This window comes from Halopseudomonas oceani (assembly GCF_002903165.1).
GTDB lineage: Bacteria > Pseudomonadota > Gammaproteobacteria > Pseudomonadales > Pseudomonadaceae > Halopseudomonas > Halopseudomonas oceani.
The window spans coordinates 1-18,043 of the sequence record NZ_PPSK01000008.1; the positions used below are offsets into that span (position 1 = coordinate 1).

The window sequence follows — 18,043 nt, forward strand, 5'->3', positions numbered from 1 at the left end:
CGGGTTCCGGAGGGGGCGGTGGCGGGACATACAGATCCACAGCGATCGTCTCCGGCGCGGTTGGAGGGGCCTGATGACGAAACTGCGCGCCTTGCAGCCATGCCAGCAGTCCAATATGCAAACCGATGGCAATCAGGACCACGAGCAGCCTGAACGGCCAGCTACTGCGTTCTCGATAGGCGCTCATCAGGGCTCCAGTTCTTCCGAAGCGACCAGGCTGATTTGCCCGTATCCGGCTTTTTGCAAGGTATTCATGACCTGCATCAGGGTGCCGTACTCAACCGACTTGTCGCCGCGCAGGAATAATCGGGTACGCACATCCCCGTTGGTGACCAGGTTGACACCCGCAGCTAGCTCACCGAGCGCAACCGACTGTTCCTGCACATACAGCCGGCCATCAGCCTGCACGCTGACGTACACTGGCTCCTCCGGCGGCGGGTTTGGCGCAGCAGCGTTGCTTGGCAGGTCAACCGGCACGTCCACGGTCGCCAGCGGTGCGGCAACCATAAAGATGATCAGCAGCACCAACATTACGTCCACGAAGGGCGTAATGTTCATTTCGGCGTTTTCCTGGTAGTTGTGCCGCTTTACCAGCGGCCCGGAATTTAGCTGAATGCCCATATCAGCGTCCTTCGTCCAGTTGACGCGACACGCCGGCAATCATCTCGGCGGAGAAGTTGTCCAGCGCGCCAACGAAGCCGTTGATGTCACGTGCGAACTTGTTGAAGATCATCACCGCTGGAATGGCGGAAAACAGCCCCAGCGCAGTGGCCAGAAGCGCTTCGGCAATACCGGGCGCGACAACCGCCAGGCTCGCAGACTTGAGGGTCGCGATGCTGGCAAAACTGTTGAGGATTCCCCAGACGGTGCCGAACAGGCCGATGAAGGGTGCGGTGGCGCCGATAGTCGCAAGTACCCCCATCATCGTCCCCATGCGGGCCAGGTCGCGCTCCTGGACGATACCTGCGGTCAGAGCGATGCGTTGCAGCAACCGGTTGACCCGGTCGGCGTCAGCACCGTCCCCCTGCAGCTTACGATAGTGACTCAGCTCCGCCTGGGCGGCTTTCCACATGCGCCCCATCGCGCTGTACTCAAGTTGCTCGCCAAGCTGCTCAACCTGCCCGGCACGGTAAGCCGCCAGGAAGCGCTTGTTGCGACGTCGGGCGGAGCCGAACACAAATATCTTTTCGAACAGGACGCCCCAGGTGAGTACCGAGCACAGAACCAGCAGCAACATCACCGACTTCACTAGAGGGTCAGCCTGTTCGTACATTTCGCGCACTCCAAACGAAGCAGTCGGCTGTGCCGGAGTCTCTGCACCCGATGCCTGCGTTACCTCCTGCGTAGCAGGCGCCGCTGGGGCACTTGCCGTCGCAACATCGGCTGATGGCTGAGCACTCGCTGACTGGTCTTCTGCCTGCGCAAGAACGAAACTGGTGGCTCCGCCGCCAGCGATCAGCAGGACCAGCAAGGACAGGGTGCGCAGACGTTGTTGCCAGCGCCCTGTGGTGTGAGAGAACGAACGAATATCCATACCAACTCCAGTTTTTTTGATGTTGTAAGGTGAGTCTGGTGCGATGCCGTATCAGGTATCCAGGTTCTGAGGCGCCAGAATGGCGTGCAATTCGGCAACGTACTGGCCGAACGCGGCACGTCCCTTGGTGCTGAGGCAGACCCGCGTACGCGGCTTCTTTCCTGCGAAGTCCTTTTTGATTCGAACGTACTCAGCGGCCTCGAGCGTATTGAGGTGCGCGCCAAGGTTGCCGTCAGTGGTGTCAACAATCGATCTGAGCGAGACAAATTCCAGCCATTGATCCGACGACAGCGTATTCAGCGCGGCCATGATCTTGAGGCGCACTGGCTGATGGATGAGGTCGTTTGGTGACTGCATCAGCACCTCCGCAGCCAGAGGCCTGAAATCACAAAGGTGCCGCCCCAGGCGACTGCCAACCAATACCAGTAGCCGTCACCGGCAAACAGGAAGCTCAGGGTACAGAGCAGCGCAAGGTTGGCACCGATGGCGATATATCGGGGACGGGATTGGGCACCGCGAACGATGTAGATGGTGGCCACGAACAGCGGCACAATCATGCTGCCCTGGCGTGGCGACAGTGGCCAGAAAATGCAGTGCAGCAGAATATCGAACAGCAAAATAGACAGGATAACCAGCAGGTAACGCCAGACAACGCCGGGCACGGTCGGGGCACCGCGGATAGCCATGGCAACACCCAGCACCAGGCCAACAACCACGACAGCAAACCAGATCAATAGGAGGTGATCAGCAAACAGCGCGCTGCCGATACAACCGATGATGTTCAGCAACCCCCAGACAATCAGTTGGCTTGCTTCGAATCGATAATCTTGAAATCCGGCGACACGCGCCTGCACGTTACTGATTTCGCGCAGCGCCTGCGCCGCTTCCTCTCTTGAAGGCGGCATGACTGGTATCCAGCTCGTTTTGTTCTTGTGCAAAGCACTCTATTGAACAGAGTAGATAAAGGCAAGATGTCTGCGTGAAATAATCGCCTGTCGATGGTGTCGCTCAGTGTTGCATGTCGGCTTCCAGGAGCGGCCAGCTGCAGCAGCGATTTCGTCCTTGCTGTTTGGCTTGGTAAAGCGCCTGATCTGCCCGTTCGACCAGTTCGTGCAGCGATAGCATTGTATCTGCCGGAACCGGCGCAAAACCGATGGATACAGTGCTGGTTATGACGGGTTCTCCCGCCTGAATGGTCTGTTGCTCCCATACCTCGCGAATACGTTCGGCCAGTTGCCTAGCCTGGGCCATGTCGCAGTTGGAAAGCATCAGGAGAAATTCTTCGCCGCCAAAACGGCACGTGAGGTCTTGCTCTCGCGCTGCGTTACGCAGCACTTCGGCAAATCGAGCCAGCACAGTATCGCCCGCAGCGTGCCCATGGTTGTCGTTCACCGCTTTGAACTCATCCAGATCAAGCAGGAGCAGAACCCCATGCTCGCCTGAGTGCCGGTTGTCTTCCAGCCGCTGCCGTGCTGCCTGCTCAAAGGCGCGGCGGTTGTACAGCAACGTCAGCGGATCGTGCATGGCCTGCGTTTTGAGCTCATCCTGCAGGCTGCGTAGCAGGAACATTATGCAGATCATGGTAAAGGCATAGATGAAGACGATGCCTTCAAGGTAGTTGAGCGCTTCCACCGCCTCCCCTTGTTCGAAGGTGGTGACGCTGGCATAGAGCGGGTCAAAGCTGTACAGCAGCAGACGGCGGAAATAGAGCGCTCCGTGCATCAACCAGATGCCGCACCAGGCGTAGGTAAGGGTCCGCTGACTGCGTCGGACGCGCACGACTTCGCCGATCATAAGTGCAGCAACGGCTATGACGATGGCGCTATGGGTGATGATGCTGAACCGGAGCGAATCCTGCAGAAAGTAGAATACGGTGCTCTGGCACACCAATAGAGCACCGGTGACCTGCCAGAATCCGCCTGCACCATGGCCCAGGCGATGGCAGCGTGCGCCCCACCAGAGCAGGAAATAGCCCTGGGTGATGACCGCCGCACTGATCCAGAGTGGTATAACCGCACGGGCGGATTGCAGCAAGGCGCCCAGAACAACAACGGTCAGGCCGATTGCCCAAAAGCGAATGGCGGGAACGCGAGGGTTCAGCGCAGCTGCCACCAGCAGACAAATCACCGCCGTTGCAGTTGTCAGCGCCAAAACCAGCATCAGCGTAGTCAAATCAAGCAAGCAACGACTCCGGCTTTATTATTGTTTGTTAGAGCGAGAGAGTAGCTTGTTGCGGCGGTGGATGGCTACGACCCCGTGCATTTTTTCAAACAGTGTCAGTCGCAGCGGCTGTCACCGTGTTTTACCCAAATCAGATGATCAACCGGGAACCCCAACTCACCTGCCTGCTTGACGAATTGATGACGCAGCGAGGCGTCTGGCTCTGGCTCCCGGGCCAGTAACCACAGGTAGTCATGGTTCGGACCGGATACAAAGGCATACCGGTATTCCGGGTCCAGCTCGAAAATGGCATAGCTGCCATAAAACGGACCGAAGAACGAAACCTTGAGAAAGCCCTTGTCATCGCTGCCGACGAACTTCGCCCGCCCCTCTGCCTGTTGCCACTCGCCGCTGGGCCCGTCGCAGCCGCGGTTGATTACTCGAATCTCACCATCGTCACCATAGCTGTAGTGTGCGCTGACCTGAGTCAGGCCGCGCTCGAACCGGTGGTCTAGGCGGGCTATTTCGTACCATTGACCGAGGTAGCGGTCGGCCGTGAAAGGGCTTACCGGTTCGACTCCGGCGGGCAAACGAACACAACCGCTCAGCACGCTTGCGGCGGCACAAAAGCCCAGAACTGCAAATACACGTTTCATTTACCCTCCGTCAGATAGTGGAGCAGGCGATCAAGCAAGTCGGTGGTAGACGCCAGAGTTGAATCATCAACCTGCAGAATGTGCTCGGCGCTCTGCACCCACTCGGACGGCACGAGTGAAGCCGCTTCGGCGGTAACAAATTGATCTAGCAACTGGCGGTTAGCCTCCAGGTGAAACTGCAGGCCAATAACCGAACGGCCAAGCTGAAAGGCCTGATTTCGGCAGACCTCACTGGAGGCCAATAGTACGGCACCGTGCGGAAGATCGAAGGTCTCTCCGTGCCAATGCAGCACCGGCAGCCGGGGCGGAAAGTGAAATGCTGCGCCGTTCTGATGGGTGCTGCCGCGAACCGGGAACCAGCCGATCTCTCGTTCGCGGTTGGGATATACCGCCTGCCCCAGGCTGGCCGCAATCAACTGGGCGCCAAGGCAGATGCCTAAAATGACTTTGTCCGCTGTCAGCGCCGCGCGAATAAAGGCCTTCTCACTATGCAGCCATGGCAATTGCGCTTCGTCGTTAGCGCTCATTGGGCCGCCCATGATAATTAGCACGTCGAACTCGTCGAGCGCCGGCAGAGGATCGCCAGCGTACATTCGACTGCAACTGATCTCGTAGCCTTTTGAGTGTAGCCAATGCTCAATCATGCCGAGCCCTTCAAACTCGGCGTGTTGTAGATAATGCGCGCGCATGCCCCCTGCTCCTGTCGTTAATTCGCGGGTTGGTGCACCTTGTGAGCGTCAGCACCACGCCGTGGTTCCATCACGCCGGGTTGAAACCGAATACTCGATCGCGGACTTTTGACGTTAGTCGGTCGCGTTACCCGCATACAACAATAGCCTACGTTGCCAGATCTGACTTCGGCTGCAGCCAGCTCCAAGACAGTGGCGAGGCTACGTAAACCCAACCGCCGATGACGGCTTACCCGCCCTCACCTCTGATCGCATTGTCTGCTCTTCGGTTACCGGGGCGAACTCCCGTAAAGCACCCAAGCAGCCTTCAATAGCCTCCAGCCCAGCCGGATCACTGAAGCGTCGTGTGTTTATGGCTAGCAGAGACAGTCGAGTGGCTACGCTCGGTCGCAGCGCCAGAAATATCACTCCCTATACTCGACCAGATACAGCCCATCGCTATAACAAGGACAATACAATGCAACGCCTCACTCGCAACTTGCTGCTACTGGGCCTTAGTTGCGCCCTGCCACTGTCAGCCGCTGCAACAACCCCTCGGCCGAACATTCTACTGATCGTGGCTGACGACCTCGGCTTCAGTGATCTTGGTGCCTACGGGGGTGAAATTCACACGCCCAACATCGATCAGCTTGCCGAGAGCGGCCTGCAGTTCACCAACTTTCATGTTGCTGCGACCTGCTCGCCAACGCGCTCGATGCTGATGACCGGCGTGACCAACCACCTGGTCGGTATGGGCAACATGAAGGAGATCATGGCTGACAACCAAAAGGGACAACCTGGCTACGAAACCTGGTTGAATGACAGTGTCGTCACGTTGCCGACCCTGCTGCAGGATGCCGGTTACAACACCTACATGGCCGGCAAATGGCATCTGGGTGATCGCCCCCAAAGCCAGCCTGTTGCGCGCGGCTTCAAGCACTCCTTCGCCCTGATGGAAAGCGGTGCGGACAATTGGGAGGCCAAGCACTACCTGCCGGGCGGCAGCGCGACCTGGATCGAGGATGGAAAGCCGGTCGAATTGCCGGCCAACTTTTATTCCTCCTTTACCTATGCCGACAAGCTGATCAGCTATATCGACGGCGGACGCAGCGAAGGCAAGCCGTTCTTTGGCTATCTTGCCTTCCAGGCTGTACACGCACCGCATCAGGTACCGGAGGAGTACATCGACCGCTACGCGAAAATGTATGACGATGGCTGGGATGCCATTCGCGAGGCCCGCTACCAGCGTCAATTGGCCAGCGGCCTGTTGCCGGACACCGGCGAAAATGCGGTTACTGATGACTGGGGTACCTTTTATGCCCGTCGCCACATTGACTGGAATAGTCTGAGCGATGAGGAAAAGGCGTATCGCGCGAGACAGATGGCGGTGTTCGCCGGCATGGCCGAGGCAATGGACCAGAGCGTGGGCAAGGTCATCCGTTACCTCAAGGAGACCGGGCAGTATGACAATACCCTGATCCTGTTCATGAGCGATAACGGCGGTGAATCAACGGTATTGCGCGAAGTCGCGCCACTGTTCTACCGGCTGCGCTACAACACCGACTATGACGCGCTCGGGGCTCCCGGCAGCTATAGCGAATATGGCCCTGGTTGGGCCTACGCGTCCAACACGCCCTTCTACTCCTACAAGGGCTCGCCTTTCAGTGGCGGCATGCGCGTCCCTTTGATCGTCAGTCAGCCAGGACGTGTTGCTGCGGGTACGCGCACCAACAGCTTCGGTTACGTCACCGACATTACGCCTACATTGCTTGATGTGGCAGGCGTCGCGCAGCCCGGTTCGGAGTACCGCGGACGCCAGATTAACCCGATCATGGGGGAAAGCATGCGCGGGTTGCTTGAAGGCCGCTCTGACCGGGTACATGATGCCGAACGCACGACCGTATATGAACTGGCTGGTGGCATTGCCGTCTGGCGCGGTGATTATAAACTAGTCGCGTCCAGCACTAACGCAATTCCCGCCCGCCTTGGTCCGCAGCTGTTCAACACCGCAACCGATCCGCTGGAGCGTCACAACCTGGCTGAACAGCATCCGGAGCTCGTGAACGAGCTTTATCAGGCTTATCGTGACTATGTGGAGCGCTACCATGTGATCGAAGTGCCCAGCGACTATCGTGCCTGGGAGCAGGTCAAGAAAAACGGGCGTGAGCAGTTCATTGCCAAAAACCGCCCGAGCCTTGCGATTGCAGGCCTGGTAATACTGTTGTTGGTAGCCCTGGGTGGGCGCTGGCTGCTCAAGCGCCGTCAGCGGTAATACCGCCATCACGTGCAGAGATAGCAGCAGATTCCCTGCATGATTCAATCTCGCTAGCGGCGTCTGCGCGGGCTAGGGTTTACGCCTCTAGCCCGCTGAGGAACGCCCTGTGAGTCTTGCCAAAGCCTTTTTTGATGTTGGCCTGTTTACCAATCAACGTGATGCCCAGCAGCGGTTCTGGCGCGAGCTGGTTGGCCTGTCGTTTGATCACACCCTGAAGCTTGGCGGCGGCGTCCTGCAACATCGCTACAACGCCGGCGAGGCTGTGCTCAAGCTGAACGACGCCCGTGATCCGTTACCCTCGCCTGTCCAGGCTCCGATCAAGGAACTGCTGGTTGCCCTTAACGGGGTGAACGAGCGGAGCACGCTGCAGGATCCTGACGGTAATCGGATCACGCTGCTGCCAATCGGTACTGACGGAGTCGAAGGGCTTGCAGTGCGTCTGCAGGTCGCCGATCTCGACGCCAGTCAGCAGTTTTACACTCAAGTACTGGGTTGTGAGCTTATCGCCCCAGGCGTACTGCGTTGCGGAAAGGCTCAGCTATTGCTGGAGCAAGGTGACACGCCACCGCAGGACGATCAGCAGGGGCTGGCAGCAACCGGCTTGCGTTACCTGACGCTGCAGGTGTTTGACTGTGATGCCGCTTATGCGGAGGCGCTGGGCAACGGCGCCAAAGGTGAGCGTGAACCGGTAACGTTGGGTACAACTGCCCGTATCGCCTTCATCCGCGACCCGGACGGTGTCTGGATCGAATTGTCGGAGCGCGCATCGGTGACCGGCAAACCCGTCGCCTGATTCGTTCGTCCGGCCTATCCGCAGAGGTAGGTTCCAGTCCCGACAGCGATCAGGGTGCCGTCATTGGAATGCAGCTCGGAGCGCACCACGCCGACCTTGTTGCCCGAGCGCAGCGGAACAGACGTGCAGACAAACTGATCGCCCCGACCGGGGCGCAGATAATCAACTCGCAGGTCAATGGTGCCCAGTTTGGACAGGCGCACCATCCGTTCCTGCACAGTAAGGTGGGCGTGGCGATCAAACGCGCCGATCAACGCCATTGCGCCACCGCATACGTCGATCAATGACGAAATCGCGCCGCCGTGCAGAATACCCTGGGTGAAATTACCAATCAGATCAGGCCGCATTGCCAGACTCATGGCGACGCAGTCGCGACGCAGCTCATCGATCTCGATACCGAGCAGGCGGTTGAACGGAATGCGATTGAAAAAGCCGTAAACGGCCTGTGACAGCTCCTCTGGCAGCAGATCGCTTTCAATCTCATCAGATGGCGTGACAATGGCAGATCCAGTCATGACTTACTCCTGAAACAGAAGCTAAACCCTGCCTGATTTACCTGAACCACGCCAGAGCCGGCGCTGTTGACGTCCGGCATTTGGCGGTTTAGCCCTGTTCTGTTCCAAGCACACCTTGCACTGTCGGCAAGGCTTCTGCGTTGAACCATTTGAGTTTGTCATGCAGCAAAACCACTTCGCCCACAATCAGCAGCGTCGGGGGCTTGATCTGCTCACCACTGACCCGCTCAGGCATATCCGCCAGAGTGCCGATCAACACCTTCTGGTTGCTGGTCGTGCCCTGCTGAACCAGCGCGATCGGTGTATCGCCACTGCGACCGTGGGCAATCAACTGACTGCAGATCTCCGGCAGCCCAACCAGTCCCATGTAAAACACCAGCGTCTGCCCTGGCGCCACCAGGTCGCTCCAGGGCAAGTTGGTGGTGCCATCTTTCAGGTGCCCGGTGACAAAGCGTACCGACTGCGCGTGATCACGATGGGTCAGCGGAATGCCGGCATAGGCCGAGCAGCCATTGGCAGCCGTGATGCCCGGTACCACCTGGAAAGGTATACCGTGCGCTGCCAGCTGTTCGATTTCCTCGCCACCACGGCCAAATATGAACGGGTCACCGCCCTTTAGCCGCAGTACCCGCTTGCCCTCTTTCGCCAGCCGCACGAGTAACTGGTTGATCTCTTCCTGCGGCACGGCATGATCGCTGCGTGCCTTGCCGACGTAGATGCGGTCGGCATCGCGGCGGCATAGATCGATGATGGCGGGCGCAACCAGACGGTCATGCAGCACCACATCAGCCTGTTGCATCAAACGCAGGGCGCGAAAAGTCAGCAGGTCCGGGTCGCCTGGACCTGCGCCAACCAGATAGACCTCGCCGCGATAAACTTGCTCGTGCTGACTGGCAAGCTCAGCTTCAAGCAGTTTTGCCGCTTCAGCGTCACGTCCAGCAAACACGCGCTCGGCAACCTCACCCTGGAAAATGTTCTCCCAAAATGCCCGGCGCTGGTTGATGGTTGGCAATGCCTGCTTGACCTGCTGCCGGAAGCGCTTGGCCAACTGGGCCAGACGTCCATACGCCGCCGGAAACAGGGTTTCAATCCGCGCCCGAGACAGCCGCGCCAGAACCGGCGCATGGCTGCCGCTGGAAATGGCGATCAGCAGCGGCGAACGATCGACGATTGCTGGGAAGATGACCGTACACAGGTGCGGCGCGTCTACCGCGTTGACCGGAATCCGCAGCGCCTGGGCATCAACCGACACCCGGGCGTTGAGTGTTTCGTCATCCGTCGCGGCAATCGCAAGCACGGCGTCGTCCAGATCCGACGGCTGATACCCCCCTTCGCGGACCGCACCATGGCTAGCGTCAACCAGTTCGCGTAGCGCCGGCTCAATCTCGGGTGCCACTACATACAGCTGGGCGCCGGCCTCGCCAAGCAAGCGGGCTTTGCGCAGGGCAATTTCGCCACCGCCGACAACCAGCACACGACGGCCGGTCAGATTATGAAACAGGGGCAGGAATTCCATGCTTGGTTCCTCGGCATACATCATCAAAAGGCAAAGCGGGAGCCATTGGCTCCCGCTGTAGGTGGGCTATCGAGCTCGGGCTCAGCCGATGCGTTCAACGCCACCCATATAGCTGCGCAGGGCCTGCGGCACTTCGATGCTGCCATCGGCCTGCTGGTAGTTTTCCAGTACGGCCACCAAGGTACGACCCACCGCCAGCCCGGAGCCGTTGAGGGTATGTACCAGCTCCGGCTTGCCGGTTTCCGGGTTGCGCCAGCGCGCCTGCATCCGACGAGCCTGGAAATCGCCGCAGTTGGAGCAGGAGGAAATCTCCCGGTACTTGCCCTGGCTCGGCACCCAGACTTCCAGGTCGTAGGTCTGCTGGGCACTGAAGCCCATGTCACCGGTGCACAGGGCCATCGTGCGGTACGGCAGCTCCAGACGCTTGAGCACGTCCTCGGCGTGACCTGTCAGTTCCTCCAGTGCCTCGGTGGAGTCTTGCGGACGGACAATCTGGACCATCTCGACCTTGTCGAACTGATGCTGCCGAATCATGCCGCGAGTATCGCGACCGGCGGAACCCGCCTCACTGCGGAAACAGGGGGTGTGGGCGGTCAGTTTGATCGGCAATTCCTCAGCGGCAACGATGCTCTGGCTGACGATGTTGGTCAGCGATACTTCGGCAGTCGGGATCAGGTAGAGATCGCGCTGGTCTTCGCCACGCTTGATCTTGAACAGATCTTCTTCGAATTTCGGTAGCTGACCGGTACCCTGCAGGGCTTCGGCCTGAACCAGATAAGGCGTGTATGCCTCTTCATAACCGTGCTCATTCACGTGCAGGTCCAGCATGAACTGGGCCAGAGCACGATGCAGCCGTGCAATCGGCCCGCGCATCAGGGCAAAGCGTGCACCAGAAAGCTTGGCGGCGGTTTCAAAGTCCAGATAACCGTGTTGCTCACCCAGTGCGACGTGGTCCTTTACCTCGAAATCAAATTCACGCGGTGTCCCCCAGCGGCGGACTTCGACGTTTTCGTCTTCATCCTTGCCAACCGGCACACCCTCTGCGGGCAGGTTTGGCATGCTCAGCAACATGGCATCCAGTTCGAGCTGAATTGCCTCCAGCTGCTGCTTGGCTTCTGCCAGCTCGTTGCCCATACGGTCAACGTCGGCCAGCAGCGGTTGAATGTCTTCGCCGCGCGCTTTGGCCTGCCCGATCGACTTGGAGCGACTGTTACGTTCCGCCTGCAGATTCTCGGTGCGGGTCTGAACGTCCTTGCGTCGTGATTCCAGTGCTTCGAGCTGTGCGAGATCCAGCTCAAAACCACGGGCGGCAAGGCGCTCGGCGAGTAGTTGCGGTTGGGTACGAACGAGTTTTGCGTCAAGCATGGGTCATCATCTTCAACAGTTTCAGGTGGCGGCCGATCAGCGCGCGAGCGACAGGCCGGCCCAGGTGGCGAGCAGTCCAACGCACACGCTGAGCAGAATGTAAGCCAGAGCCAACAGACCTTCGCCGTTCTCCAGGAGCCGCAAGGTATCCAGCGAGAAGGTCGAAAACGTGGTAAAGGCACCAAGGAATCCCACCACAAGCGTTTGCCGCAGCAAGGGGGAGAATTCCGGGCGCTCCAGCCAAAGGCCGTATAGTACACCGATAAGCAGGCATCCGAGCAGATTGACGATCAAGGTCGGTAGTGGAAACAGCTTGGGCCAGTGGGCGACCGACCACTGTGCTACGGCGTAGCGCGCGACTGCACCGAGTGAGCCGCCCAGCATAACGGCCAGATACAGCTTAATCATCCTTCCTCCGTTGCCTGCTGCTCGTGGCATCCAGTGCGCGCAGGTGCTGCAGCTTTTGCGCAATTTTCAATTCAAGCCCGCGCGGAACCGGCTGATAGTATTGACGGGGTTCTATGGCGTCGGGGAAGTAATCCTCACCTGCGGCGTAGGCCTCCGGCTCATCATGGGCATAGCGATAGCCGTCGCTGTAGCCCAGTTCCTTCATCAGCTTGGTTGGCGCATTGCGCAGGTGCAGCGGGACCTCGAGCGATCCCTGTTCAGCGACATCACGCATGGCGGTATTGAATGCCTTGTACACCGCATTACTTTTCGGGGCGCAGGCCAGATAGGTAATCGCCTGAGCCACCGCCAGCTCGCCTTCGGGACTGCCGAGACGTTCCTGCACATCCCAGGCGTTAAGGCACAGGGTCAGTGCACGCGGGTCTGCGTTACCGATGTCCTCACTGGCCATACGGACAACGCGACGCGCGATATACAGCGGATCACAGCCGCCATCGAGCATACGTGCAAACCAGTAGAGGGCGGCATCCGGGTTGGAACCGCGAACCGATTTGTGCAACGCAGAAATCTGATCATAAAAGGCTTCACCGCCCTTGTCGAAGCGGCGCCGCGAATCACTCAGCAGCTCACCCAGCAGGTCCGATTCGATCACACCGCCCTGCTCTACCAGGTCTGCGGCAATCTCCAGCAGATTCAGCAGGCGGCGGGCATCACCGTCGGATGCATCAAGCAGTAACTGACGGGCTTGGGGGGCAAGTTGCAACTGCAGTTGCCCCAGCCCCCGCTCCGTATCGGCAAGCGCGCGATCCAGCAGGCCGCTCAGCGCTTCCTCGTCCAGCCCTTTCAGCACATAGACGCGGGCGCGTGAAAGCAATGCGTTGTTCAGCTCAAACGACGGGTTCTCGGTGGTCGCGCCAATGAACAGCAAGGTGCCATCTTCCACGTAGGGAAGAAAGGCGTCCTGCTGGGCCTTGTTGAAGCGATGCACCTCATCGACAAACAGGATGGTACGGCGGCCATTGGCAGCGTAGTTCTGCCGGGCAAGCTCGACCGCTTGGCGAATGTCCTTTACCCCGGCAAGTACCGCTGACAGCGTTTCAAAGTGGGCATCGCTGACCGTAGCGATCAGTCGCGCCAGAGTGGTTTTCCCGACACCGGGTGGCCCCCAGAAAATCATCGAGTGGAGCGCACCCTGCTCCAGCGCCGTTCGCAGCGGCCGTCCTGCGCCCAGCAGATGATCCTGCCCGGCGTATTCATCGAGATTACGTGGCCGCATGCGCGCGGCCAGCGGCTCGCGAGGTGCCGGCGCAGCGAACAGTCCGCCGTTATTCACTGATGACGTCGACTCCGTCAGGCACATCAAAGCCGAACTGCGAAGCAGCAACCGGCTCATTGAGAACGACGTTCTGGAACAGGATGTTGGTGCGTTGCCCGATAGGGTCATTCAGCTGCATGTCGTTGATCAGGCCGTCGCGGAAGGACAGCCGCAGGGTCTCGAACATGGTGTCGTTAGCCTTGGGCGTCAGTACGAAGTCGTCCACGCTGCCGCCCTGGGTCCAGCTAATGCTGAAGTTGTCCGTGAGTGTGCTGACATCGCCGGACAGCAACAAGGCCGGAGTATGGGTCAGACGCTGATCCAGCTTCTGGATGGTAACCTGCATCAGGTCCGGGTCATACAGCCAGACCTTTTGGCCATCCGAAATCAGCAACTGTTCCAATGGCGGGTCTGTGTGCCAGCGAAACTTGCCCGGTCGCTGCAGTGTCACCTGCCCGGTGGTCTCCTGCAGGTTCGAGCCATTAGAGCTGAGGGTCATCTGCGAAAAATTGGCAGTCAGCGTGTCAGCCGCCGACAACAGCTGATTCAGGCGCTCAGCCGCCGCATCGGCATCGTCCTGCGCCACTGCTGACATACTGACCAGTGCGGCGCATAGGCACAGCCAACGCCAGCCAGACAAGATTTTTAACATGATGGGGAATGTCTCCACTTAATCGCGGACCGGCGGAGGTGCGATTACCTCACGCGAGCCATTGGTATTCATTGAGGTAACCACGCCGGCCATTTCCATGGCCTCAATCATACGTGCGGCGCGGTTATAGCCAATCTTGAGTTTGCGCTGTACTGCCGAGATGGACGCTCTGCGGCTTTCGGTCACGAAGCGAACCGCTTCGTCATAAAGCGCATCCTCCTCGCTGTCTTCGCCGCCGCTGCCGCCTTCATAGCTGCCGCCGGCAGCCGAATCGTCGGCACCATCCAGAATATCCTGAATGTAGTCCGGCTCGCCGCGCTGTTTCCAGGCATCGACCAGGCGATGGACCTCATCGTCCGAAACAAAGGCGCCGTGCACCCGGACCGGCAAGCTGGTGCCCGGCGGCATGTACAGCATGTCACCGTGGCCAAGCAATTGTTCTGCCCCACCCTGATCAAGGATGGTGCGTGAATCGATCTTGCTGGATACCTGGAAAGCCATGCGGGTCGGGATGTTTGCCTTGATCAGACCGGTGATGACGTCGACCGAGGGGCGCTGTGTCGCCAGAATCAGGTGAATGCCGGCAGCACGTGCCTTCTGGGCGATACGCGCAATCAGTTCCTCGACCTTCTTGCCGACAATCATCATCATGTCGGCGAACTCGTCGATTACCACTACGATCACCGGCAATGCCTCAAGTTCCGGGGCCAGGTCATCCATGCTTTCACGGCGATACAGTGGGTCGGTCAGCGGTGTGCCGGCCTTGGCTGCATCTTTTACCTTGCGGTTGAAGCCCGCGAGGTTACGTACCCCCATCGCGGCCATCAGCTTGTAGCGCCGTTCCATTTCGGCGACACACCAGCGCAGTGCGTTGGAGGCCTCCTTCATGTCCGTTACGACCGGAGCCAGCAGGTGGGGAATGCCCTCGTAGATAGAGAGTTCCAGCATCTTCGGGTCAACCATGATCAGGCGTACTTCCGACGGCGTTGCCTTGAACAGGATGCTCAACAGCATCGCGTTCACACCCACGGATTTACCGGAGCCGGTGGTGCCTGCTACCAGCAGGTGCGGCATCTTGGCCAGGTCAGCCATGACCGGATGGCCACCGATATCGTGCCCCAGGGCCAGCGTGACCGGGGACTGGGCTTCGTCGAACTCGCGGGTTTCCAGCACTTCGGACAGGCGGACGATTTCACGATCTTCGTTGGGAATTTCGATACCGACAGTGGTCTTGCCCGGGATGACCTCAACCACACGCACACTGATGACCGCGAGCGAGCGCGCCAGGTCTTTTGCCAGGTTGGAAATCTTGCTGACCTTGACGCCGGGTGCCGGCTGGATCTCGAATCGGGTAATAACCGGGCCGGGCTGAACCTTTTCAACCTGCGCTTCGACGCCAAAGTCCTTCAGCTTGATCTCCAGCAGTCGCGACATACCCTCCAGCGACTCGGCAGAAAACCCTTTGGTTTTCTTGCTGGCTGGGTCCAATAGCGAGATGGGTGGCAGCGAATCCGGGTCCGCAGTATCGGTGAACAGTCGCGTCTGCTTCTCTTTCTGCGTGCGCACGCTGGACTCGACCGGCTTGGTGTCCAGCGGAACGATTTCGGGCGGTGTGCGGTTCTCCCGAGACGCCACGTGCTTGGCCAGCGCTTCCTGTCGCTGAGCGCGTGAGGCGTCGGCCCGCTTCTGCTCTTCCGCACTGAACGATGGTTCTTTGCGTGGTGCGGCGGCTGGACGTGGGTCACGCGCCGGAGCAGCAGCAACCGGTGCACTCGCTCGCCGGGCACGCCAGCTCGCCCAGCCACGCTTGAGCAGATCGAGCAGGTCCAGGGTCAGGCGCCCGGTGATGTCCATCACCTTCAACCACGACAGATTGGTAAACACCGTCAAGCCGAACAGGAACAGGGTCAGGTACAACAGCGTGCTGCCCTGCATATTCAGTGCAGGATACGTCAGATCACGTAGTAGCTGGCCCAGCACCCCGCCGGCACCGGCGCCTTCCGGGAAATGAGCACCGGCAGTGCCATGCAAGGCCGCCAGCGCGGTGCCCGCCAGCAGGGTGAGGACGAAGCCGATCAACCGCCAGGAAAACAGCCAGCCGTTCCAGATCAGTGGCTCGTGTCGGCGGCGAAACATCTGGTAGACCTTGACGGCGACAATAAGCGGGAACAGAAATGCCAGGTAACCCAGTGAGAGCAACAATACGTCGGCAATCCAGGCCCCCATCGCACCGCCGGCATTCTGCACGAGTGAGCTGCCGCCGCTGCGAGTCCAGCCCGGGTCACTCGGATCAAACGTGAACAATGCCATGCACAGGTAAAGGCACAGTGCGATCATTGCCAGCAGAGCGCCTTCGCGCAGGCGCAAAGACAGCTGCTCACGCCAGGGCAGGGAGATTTTCTGGGCTGCAGTATCCTTCAAAACGACGCTTCCATCTGGGGTCAGGCGGTTATTGTACGGCCTGAGTCGACCGTTTTTACAACCGCGGAGCACAATAGTCGGACAGCAGACCATCCCAAGTTCCGGATGTTCCGCCCAATTGTCCCGCTTTATTCATTGGGGACAATAGCTTATAACCCGTTCCTGATAAACCATTTGAATTGCTGAAGCGGACTCGGAGCACGTATGGCGCAACTGACATGGCTAACGGCAGGCGACACGGCGTTTCCGCCGGTGGAGCTGGCGATGAACGAGCCCAACGGCTTGCTCGCAGCGGGTGGCGACCTCTCCGTCGATCGACTGGTCAACGCCTACCGTCACGGCATATTTCCCTGGTACGCTCCTGGACAGCCGATTCTCTGGTGGTGCCCTGCCCCGCGCACCGTGGTTTACCCGGAAAACCTGCACATCTCGCGCAGCATGCGCAAGCTGATCAGGCAGGGGCGAAAAACCGTCACATTCGACCAGGATTTTTCTGCGGTAATTAAGGCCTGCGCAGCACCCAGGCGTGACGCGGATGGGACCTGGATAACGACCGAAATGCAGGATGCCTACATCGCGCTGCATCAGGCCGGCATCGCTCACTCGGTCGAAGTCTGGGAGCAAGAGCAGCTGGTTGGCGGGCTGTACGGCGTTGCGCTGGGCAAGGTGTTCTTTGGTGAGTCGATGTTCAGCAGAGTCAGCAACGCATCGAAACTCGGTTTTATCACTCTGGTCGAGCAATTGCAGCACTGGGGCGTCGAGCTGATTGATTGCCAGATGCCGACAGACCACCTGTTCAGTCTTGGCGCTCAGAGTATGCCTCGCGACGCCTTCTTGCAGGCGCTGACGCAACTCTGTCCTCAGGGCGCCGCGAATGCTTGGCCGGCAGCACTTTGAACCGCCAACCAGCCGCCGTATACTCGGGCAATTGCTGCCCGGGAAGACGCCATGACTGACCTGTCGCAACTCAAATTTTATGCCACTCACCCGCACGCCTGCAGTTATCTGCCGGAAGAACGGGCGACGACGCTATTTCTCGACCCACAGCAGCCTATTGATATCGAAACCTATAGCCAGCTCTCGGAGCTTGGTTTTCGACGTAGCGGTGACCACCTGTATCGCCCGCACTGCAAGCAGTGCAGTGCTTGTATCCCCGCGCGCATTCCGGTTGAGGCGTTTACCCCGAGCAGCGCGCAGAAGCGCATCCTCAAGCGCAACCGGGACCTGCAGATAGAACAACTGATGCCCGAGCTGACCGACGAGATCTACGCGCTTTACGAGCGTTACATTCGGGCTCGCCATGCCGACGGCGACATGTTTCCGCCAAGCAAGGAGCAGTTTGCTTCGTTTCTCGCCAAGGACTGGAACTTCTGCCGATTCTACGCCTTTCGGGACCAGTCACGGCTGCTGGCAGTCGCGGTCACCGATCAGTTGAGCAACGGCCTGTCTGCGGTTTATACCTTTTTTGACCCTGACGAGACGCGACGCAGCCTCGGCCGCTACGCCATCCTTTGGCAAATTGAGGAGACCCGTAGACAGGGGTTGGAAGCGGTCTATCTCGGCTACTGGATCAAAAATTGCCGGAAGATGAGCTACAAGACGGAGTACCGTCCACTGGAGATGCTGGTCAATCAGCGCTGGATTCGCCTGACCTGAGCATACATAAACAGTAAAAATTCCAGCGTAAACTTGGCTCAAGTGCTGTTTTCAGGCACAATTGGCCACCTTTTTTGTGGGTAATCATCCAATCGCCCACCCAGAATCC

At 59.2% G+C, this 18,043-nt stretch carries 18 protein-coding genes and 1 pseudogene; 4 read left to right on the forward strand and 15 right to left on the reverse strand.

Annotated elements, in window-relative coordinates; translation table 11 throughout:
• From C1949_RS19530 to C1949_RS09810, 8 genes and pseudogenes are all read right to left on the reverse strand, one after another.
• Positions 1-187: pseudogene (locus C1949_RS19530) on the reverse strand (hypothetical protein); the annotation flags it as partial.
• A complete protein-coding gene (gene exbD, locus C1949_RS09780; RefSeq protein ID WP_104738303.1) occupies positions 187-621 on the reverse strand; it encodes a TonB system transport protein ExbD in 435 nt (144 codons plus the stop codon). The gene exbD and the pseudogene C1949_RS19530, both read right to left, overlap by 1 nt.
• Position 622: 1 nt before the next feature.
• Positions 623-1,534 (reverse strand): MotA/TolQ/ExbB proton channel family protein, encoded by a 912-nt coding sequence (locus C1949_RS09785; protein ID WP_104738304.1) that lies wholly within the window; start codon positions 1,532-1,534, stop codon positions 623-625.
• A gap of 51 nt (positions 1,535-1,585) precedes the next feature.
• Positions 1,586-1,891, reverse strand: a complete 306-nt coding sequence (locus C1949_RS09790; RefSeq protein ID WP_104738305.1) for a winged helix-turn-helix domain-containing protein — start codon at positions 1,889-1,891, stop codon at positions 1,586-1,588.
• Complete coding sequence (locus tag C1949_RS09795; RefSeq protein ID WP_104738306.1) at positions 1,891-2,439, reverse strand: hypothetical protein; 549 nt, start codon at positions 2,437-2,439, stop codon at positions 1,891-1,893. The genes C1949_RS09790 and C1949_RS09795 overlap by 1 nt, the downstream gene beginning before the upstream one ends.
• Positions 2,440-2,542: 103 nt before the next feature.
• Positions 2,543-3,715 (reverse strand): GGDEF domain-containing protein, encoded by a 1,173-nt coding sequence (locus C1949_RS09800; protein WP_104738307.1) that lies wholly within the window; start codon positions 3,713-3,715, stop codon positions 2,543-2,545.
• A gap of 95 nt (positions 3,716-3,810) precedes the next feature.
• Entirely contained in the window at positions 3,811-4,350 is a 540-nt protein-coding gene (locus tag C1949_RS09805) for a lipocalin family protein (protein WP_104738308.1), read from the reverse strand.
• Complete coding sequence (locus C1949_RS09810) at positions 4,347-5,039, reverse strand: type 1 glutamine amidotransferase (RefSeq protein WP_104738309.1); 693 nt, start codon at positions 5,037-5,039, stop codon at positions 4,347-4,349. Before C1949_RS09810 ends, C1949_RS09805 begins: the two co-directional genes overlap by 4 nt.
• Positions 5,040-5,496: 457 nt before the next feature.
• Between C1949_RS09810 and C1949_RS09815 the strand changes: the two genes are divergently transcribed.
• Both C1949_RS09815 and C1949_RS09820 read left to right on the forward strand, forming a co-directional pair.
• A complete protein-coding gene (locus C1949_RS09815; protein ID WP_170063049.1) occupies positions 5,497-7,290 on the forward strand; it encodes an arylsulfatase in 1,794 nt (597 codons plus the stop codon).
• Positions 7,291-7,399: 109 nt separating this feature from the next.
• The gene (locus tag C1949_RS09820; RefSeq protein WP_104738311.1) at positions 7,400-8,086 is read left to right on the forward strand and encodes a VOC family protein; all 687 of its coding nucleotides are present in this window, start codon (positions 7,400-7,402) and stop codon (positions 8,084-8,086) included.
• A 14-nt stretch (positions 8,087-8,100) separates the two neighbouring features.
• Here the strand turns inward: C1949_RS09820 and C1949_RS09825 are convergent, their stop codons facing one another.
• The 7 genes from C1949_RS09825 to C1949_RS09855 all read right to left on the reverse strand — a co-directional run bounded on the left by C1949_RS09825 (position 8,101) and on the right by C1949_RS09855 (position 16,278).
• Entirely contained in the window at positions 8,101-8,601 is a 501-nt protein-coding gene (locus tag C1949_RS09825) for a thioesterase family protein (RefSeq protein ID WP_104738312.1), read from the reverse strand.
• Between the two features lie 88 nt (positions 8,602-8,689).
• Positions 8,690-10,117 (reverse strand): siroheme synthase CysG, encoded by a 1,428-nt coding sequence (gene cysG, locus C1949_RS09830; RefSeq protein WP_104738313.1) that lies wholly within the window; start codon positions 10,115-10,117, stop codon positions 8,690-8,692.
• 81 nt (positions 10,118-10,198) lie between these two features.
• Positions 10,199-11,482, reverse strand: a complete 1,284-nt coding sequence (serS, locus tag C1949_RS09835; protein WP_104738314.1) for a serine--tRNA ligase — start codon at positions 11,480-11,482, stop codon at positions 10,199-10,201.
• A gap of 36 nt (positions 11,483-11,518) precedes the next feature.
• A complete protein-coding gene (gene crcB, locus C1949_RS09840; protein ID WP_104738315.1) occupies positions 11,519-11,890 on the reverse strand; it encodes a fluoride efflux transporter CrcB in 372 nt (123 codons plus the stop codon).
• Entirely contained in the window at positions 11,883-13,166 is a 1,284-nt protein-coding gene (locus C1949_RS09845; protein WP_229744382.1) for a replication-associated recombination protein A, read from the reverse strand. Before C1949_RS09845 ends, crcB begins: the two co-directional genes overlap by 8 nt.
• A 49-nt stretch (positions 13,167-13,215) precedes the next feature.
• Positions 13,216-13,857: an outer membrane lipoprotein periplasmic chaperone LolA gene (gene lolA, locus C1949_RS09850; RefSeq protein ID WP_104738317.1), complete on the reverse strand. Its 642-nt coding sequence runs from the start codon at positions 13,855-13,857 to the stop codon at positions 13,216-13,218.
• An 18-nt stretch (positions 13,858-13,875) separates the two neighbouring features.
• Positions 13,876-16,278 carry a DNA translocase FtsK gene (locus C1949_RS09855; RefSeq protein WP_229744377.1) on the reverse strand — a complete coding sequence of 801 codons (2,403 nt, stop codon included), beginning with the start codon at positions 16,276-16,278 and terminating at the stop codon, positions 13,876-13,878.
• Positions 16,279-16,482: 204 nt separating this feature from the next.
• Here C1949_RS09855 and aat point away from each other — a divergent pair, with 204 nt between their 5' ends.
• Positions 16,483-17,175 (forward strand): leucyl/phenylalanyl-tRNA--protein transferase, encoded by a 693-nt coding sequence (gene aat, locus C1949_RS09860; protein ID WP_104738319.1) that lies wholly within the window; start codon positions 16,483-16,485, stop codon positions 17,173-17,175.
• Positions 17,176-17,226: 51 nt separating this feature from the next.
• A complete protein-coding gene (locus tag C1949_RS09865) occupies positions 17,227-17,934 on the forward strand; it encodes an arginyltransferase (RefSeq protein WP_104738320.1) in 708 nt (235 codons plus the stop codon).
• Positions 17,935-18,043: the final 109 nt, after the last annotated feature.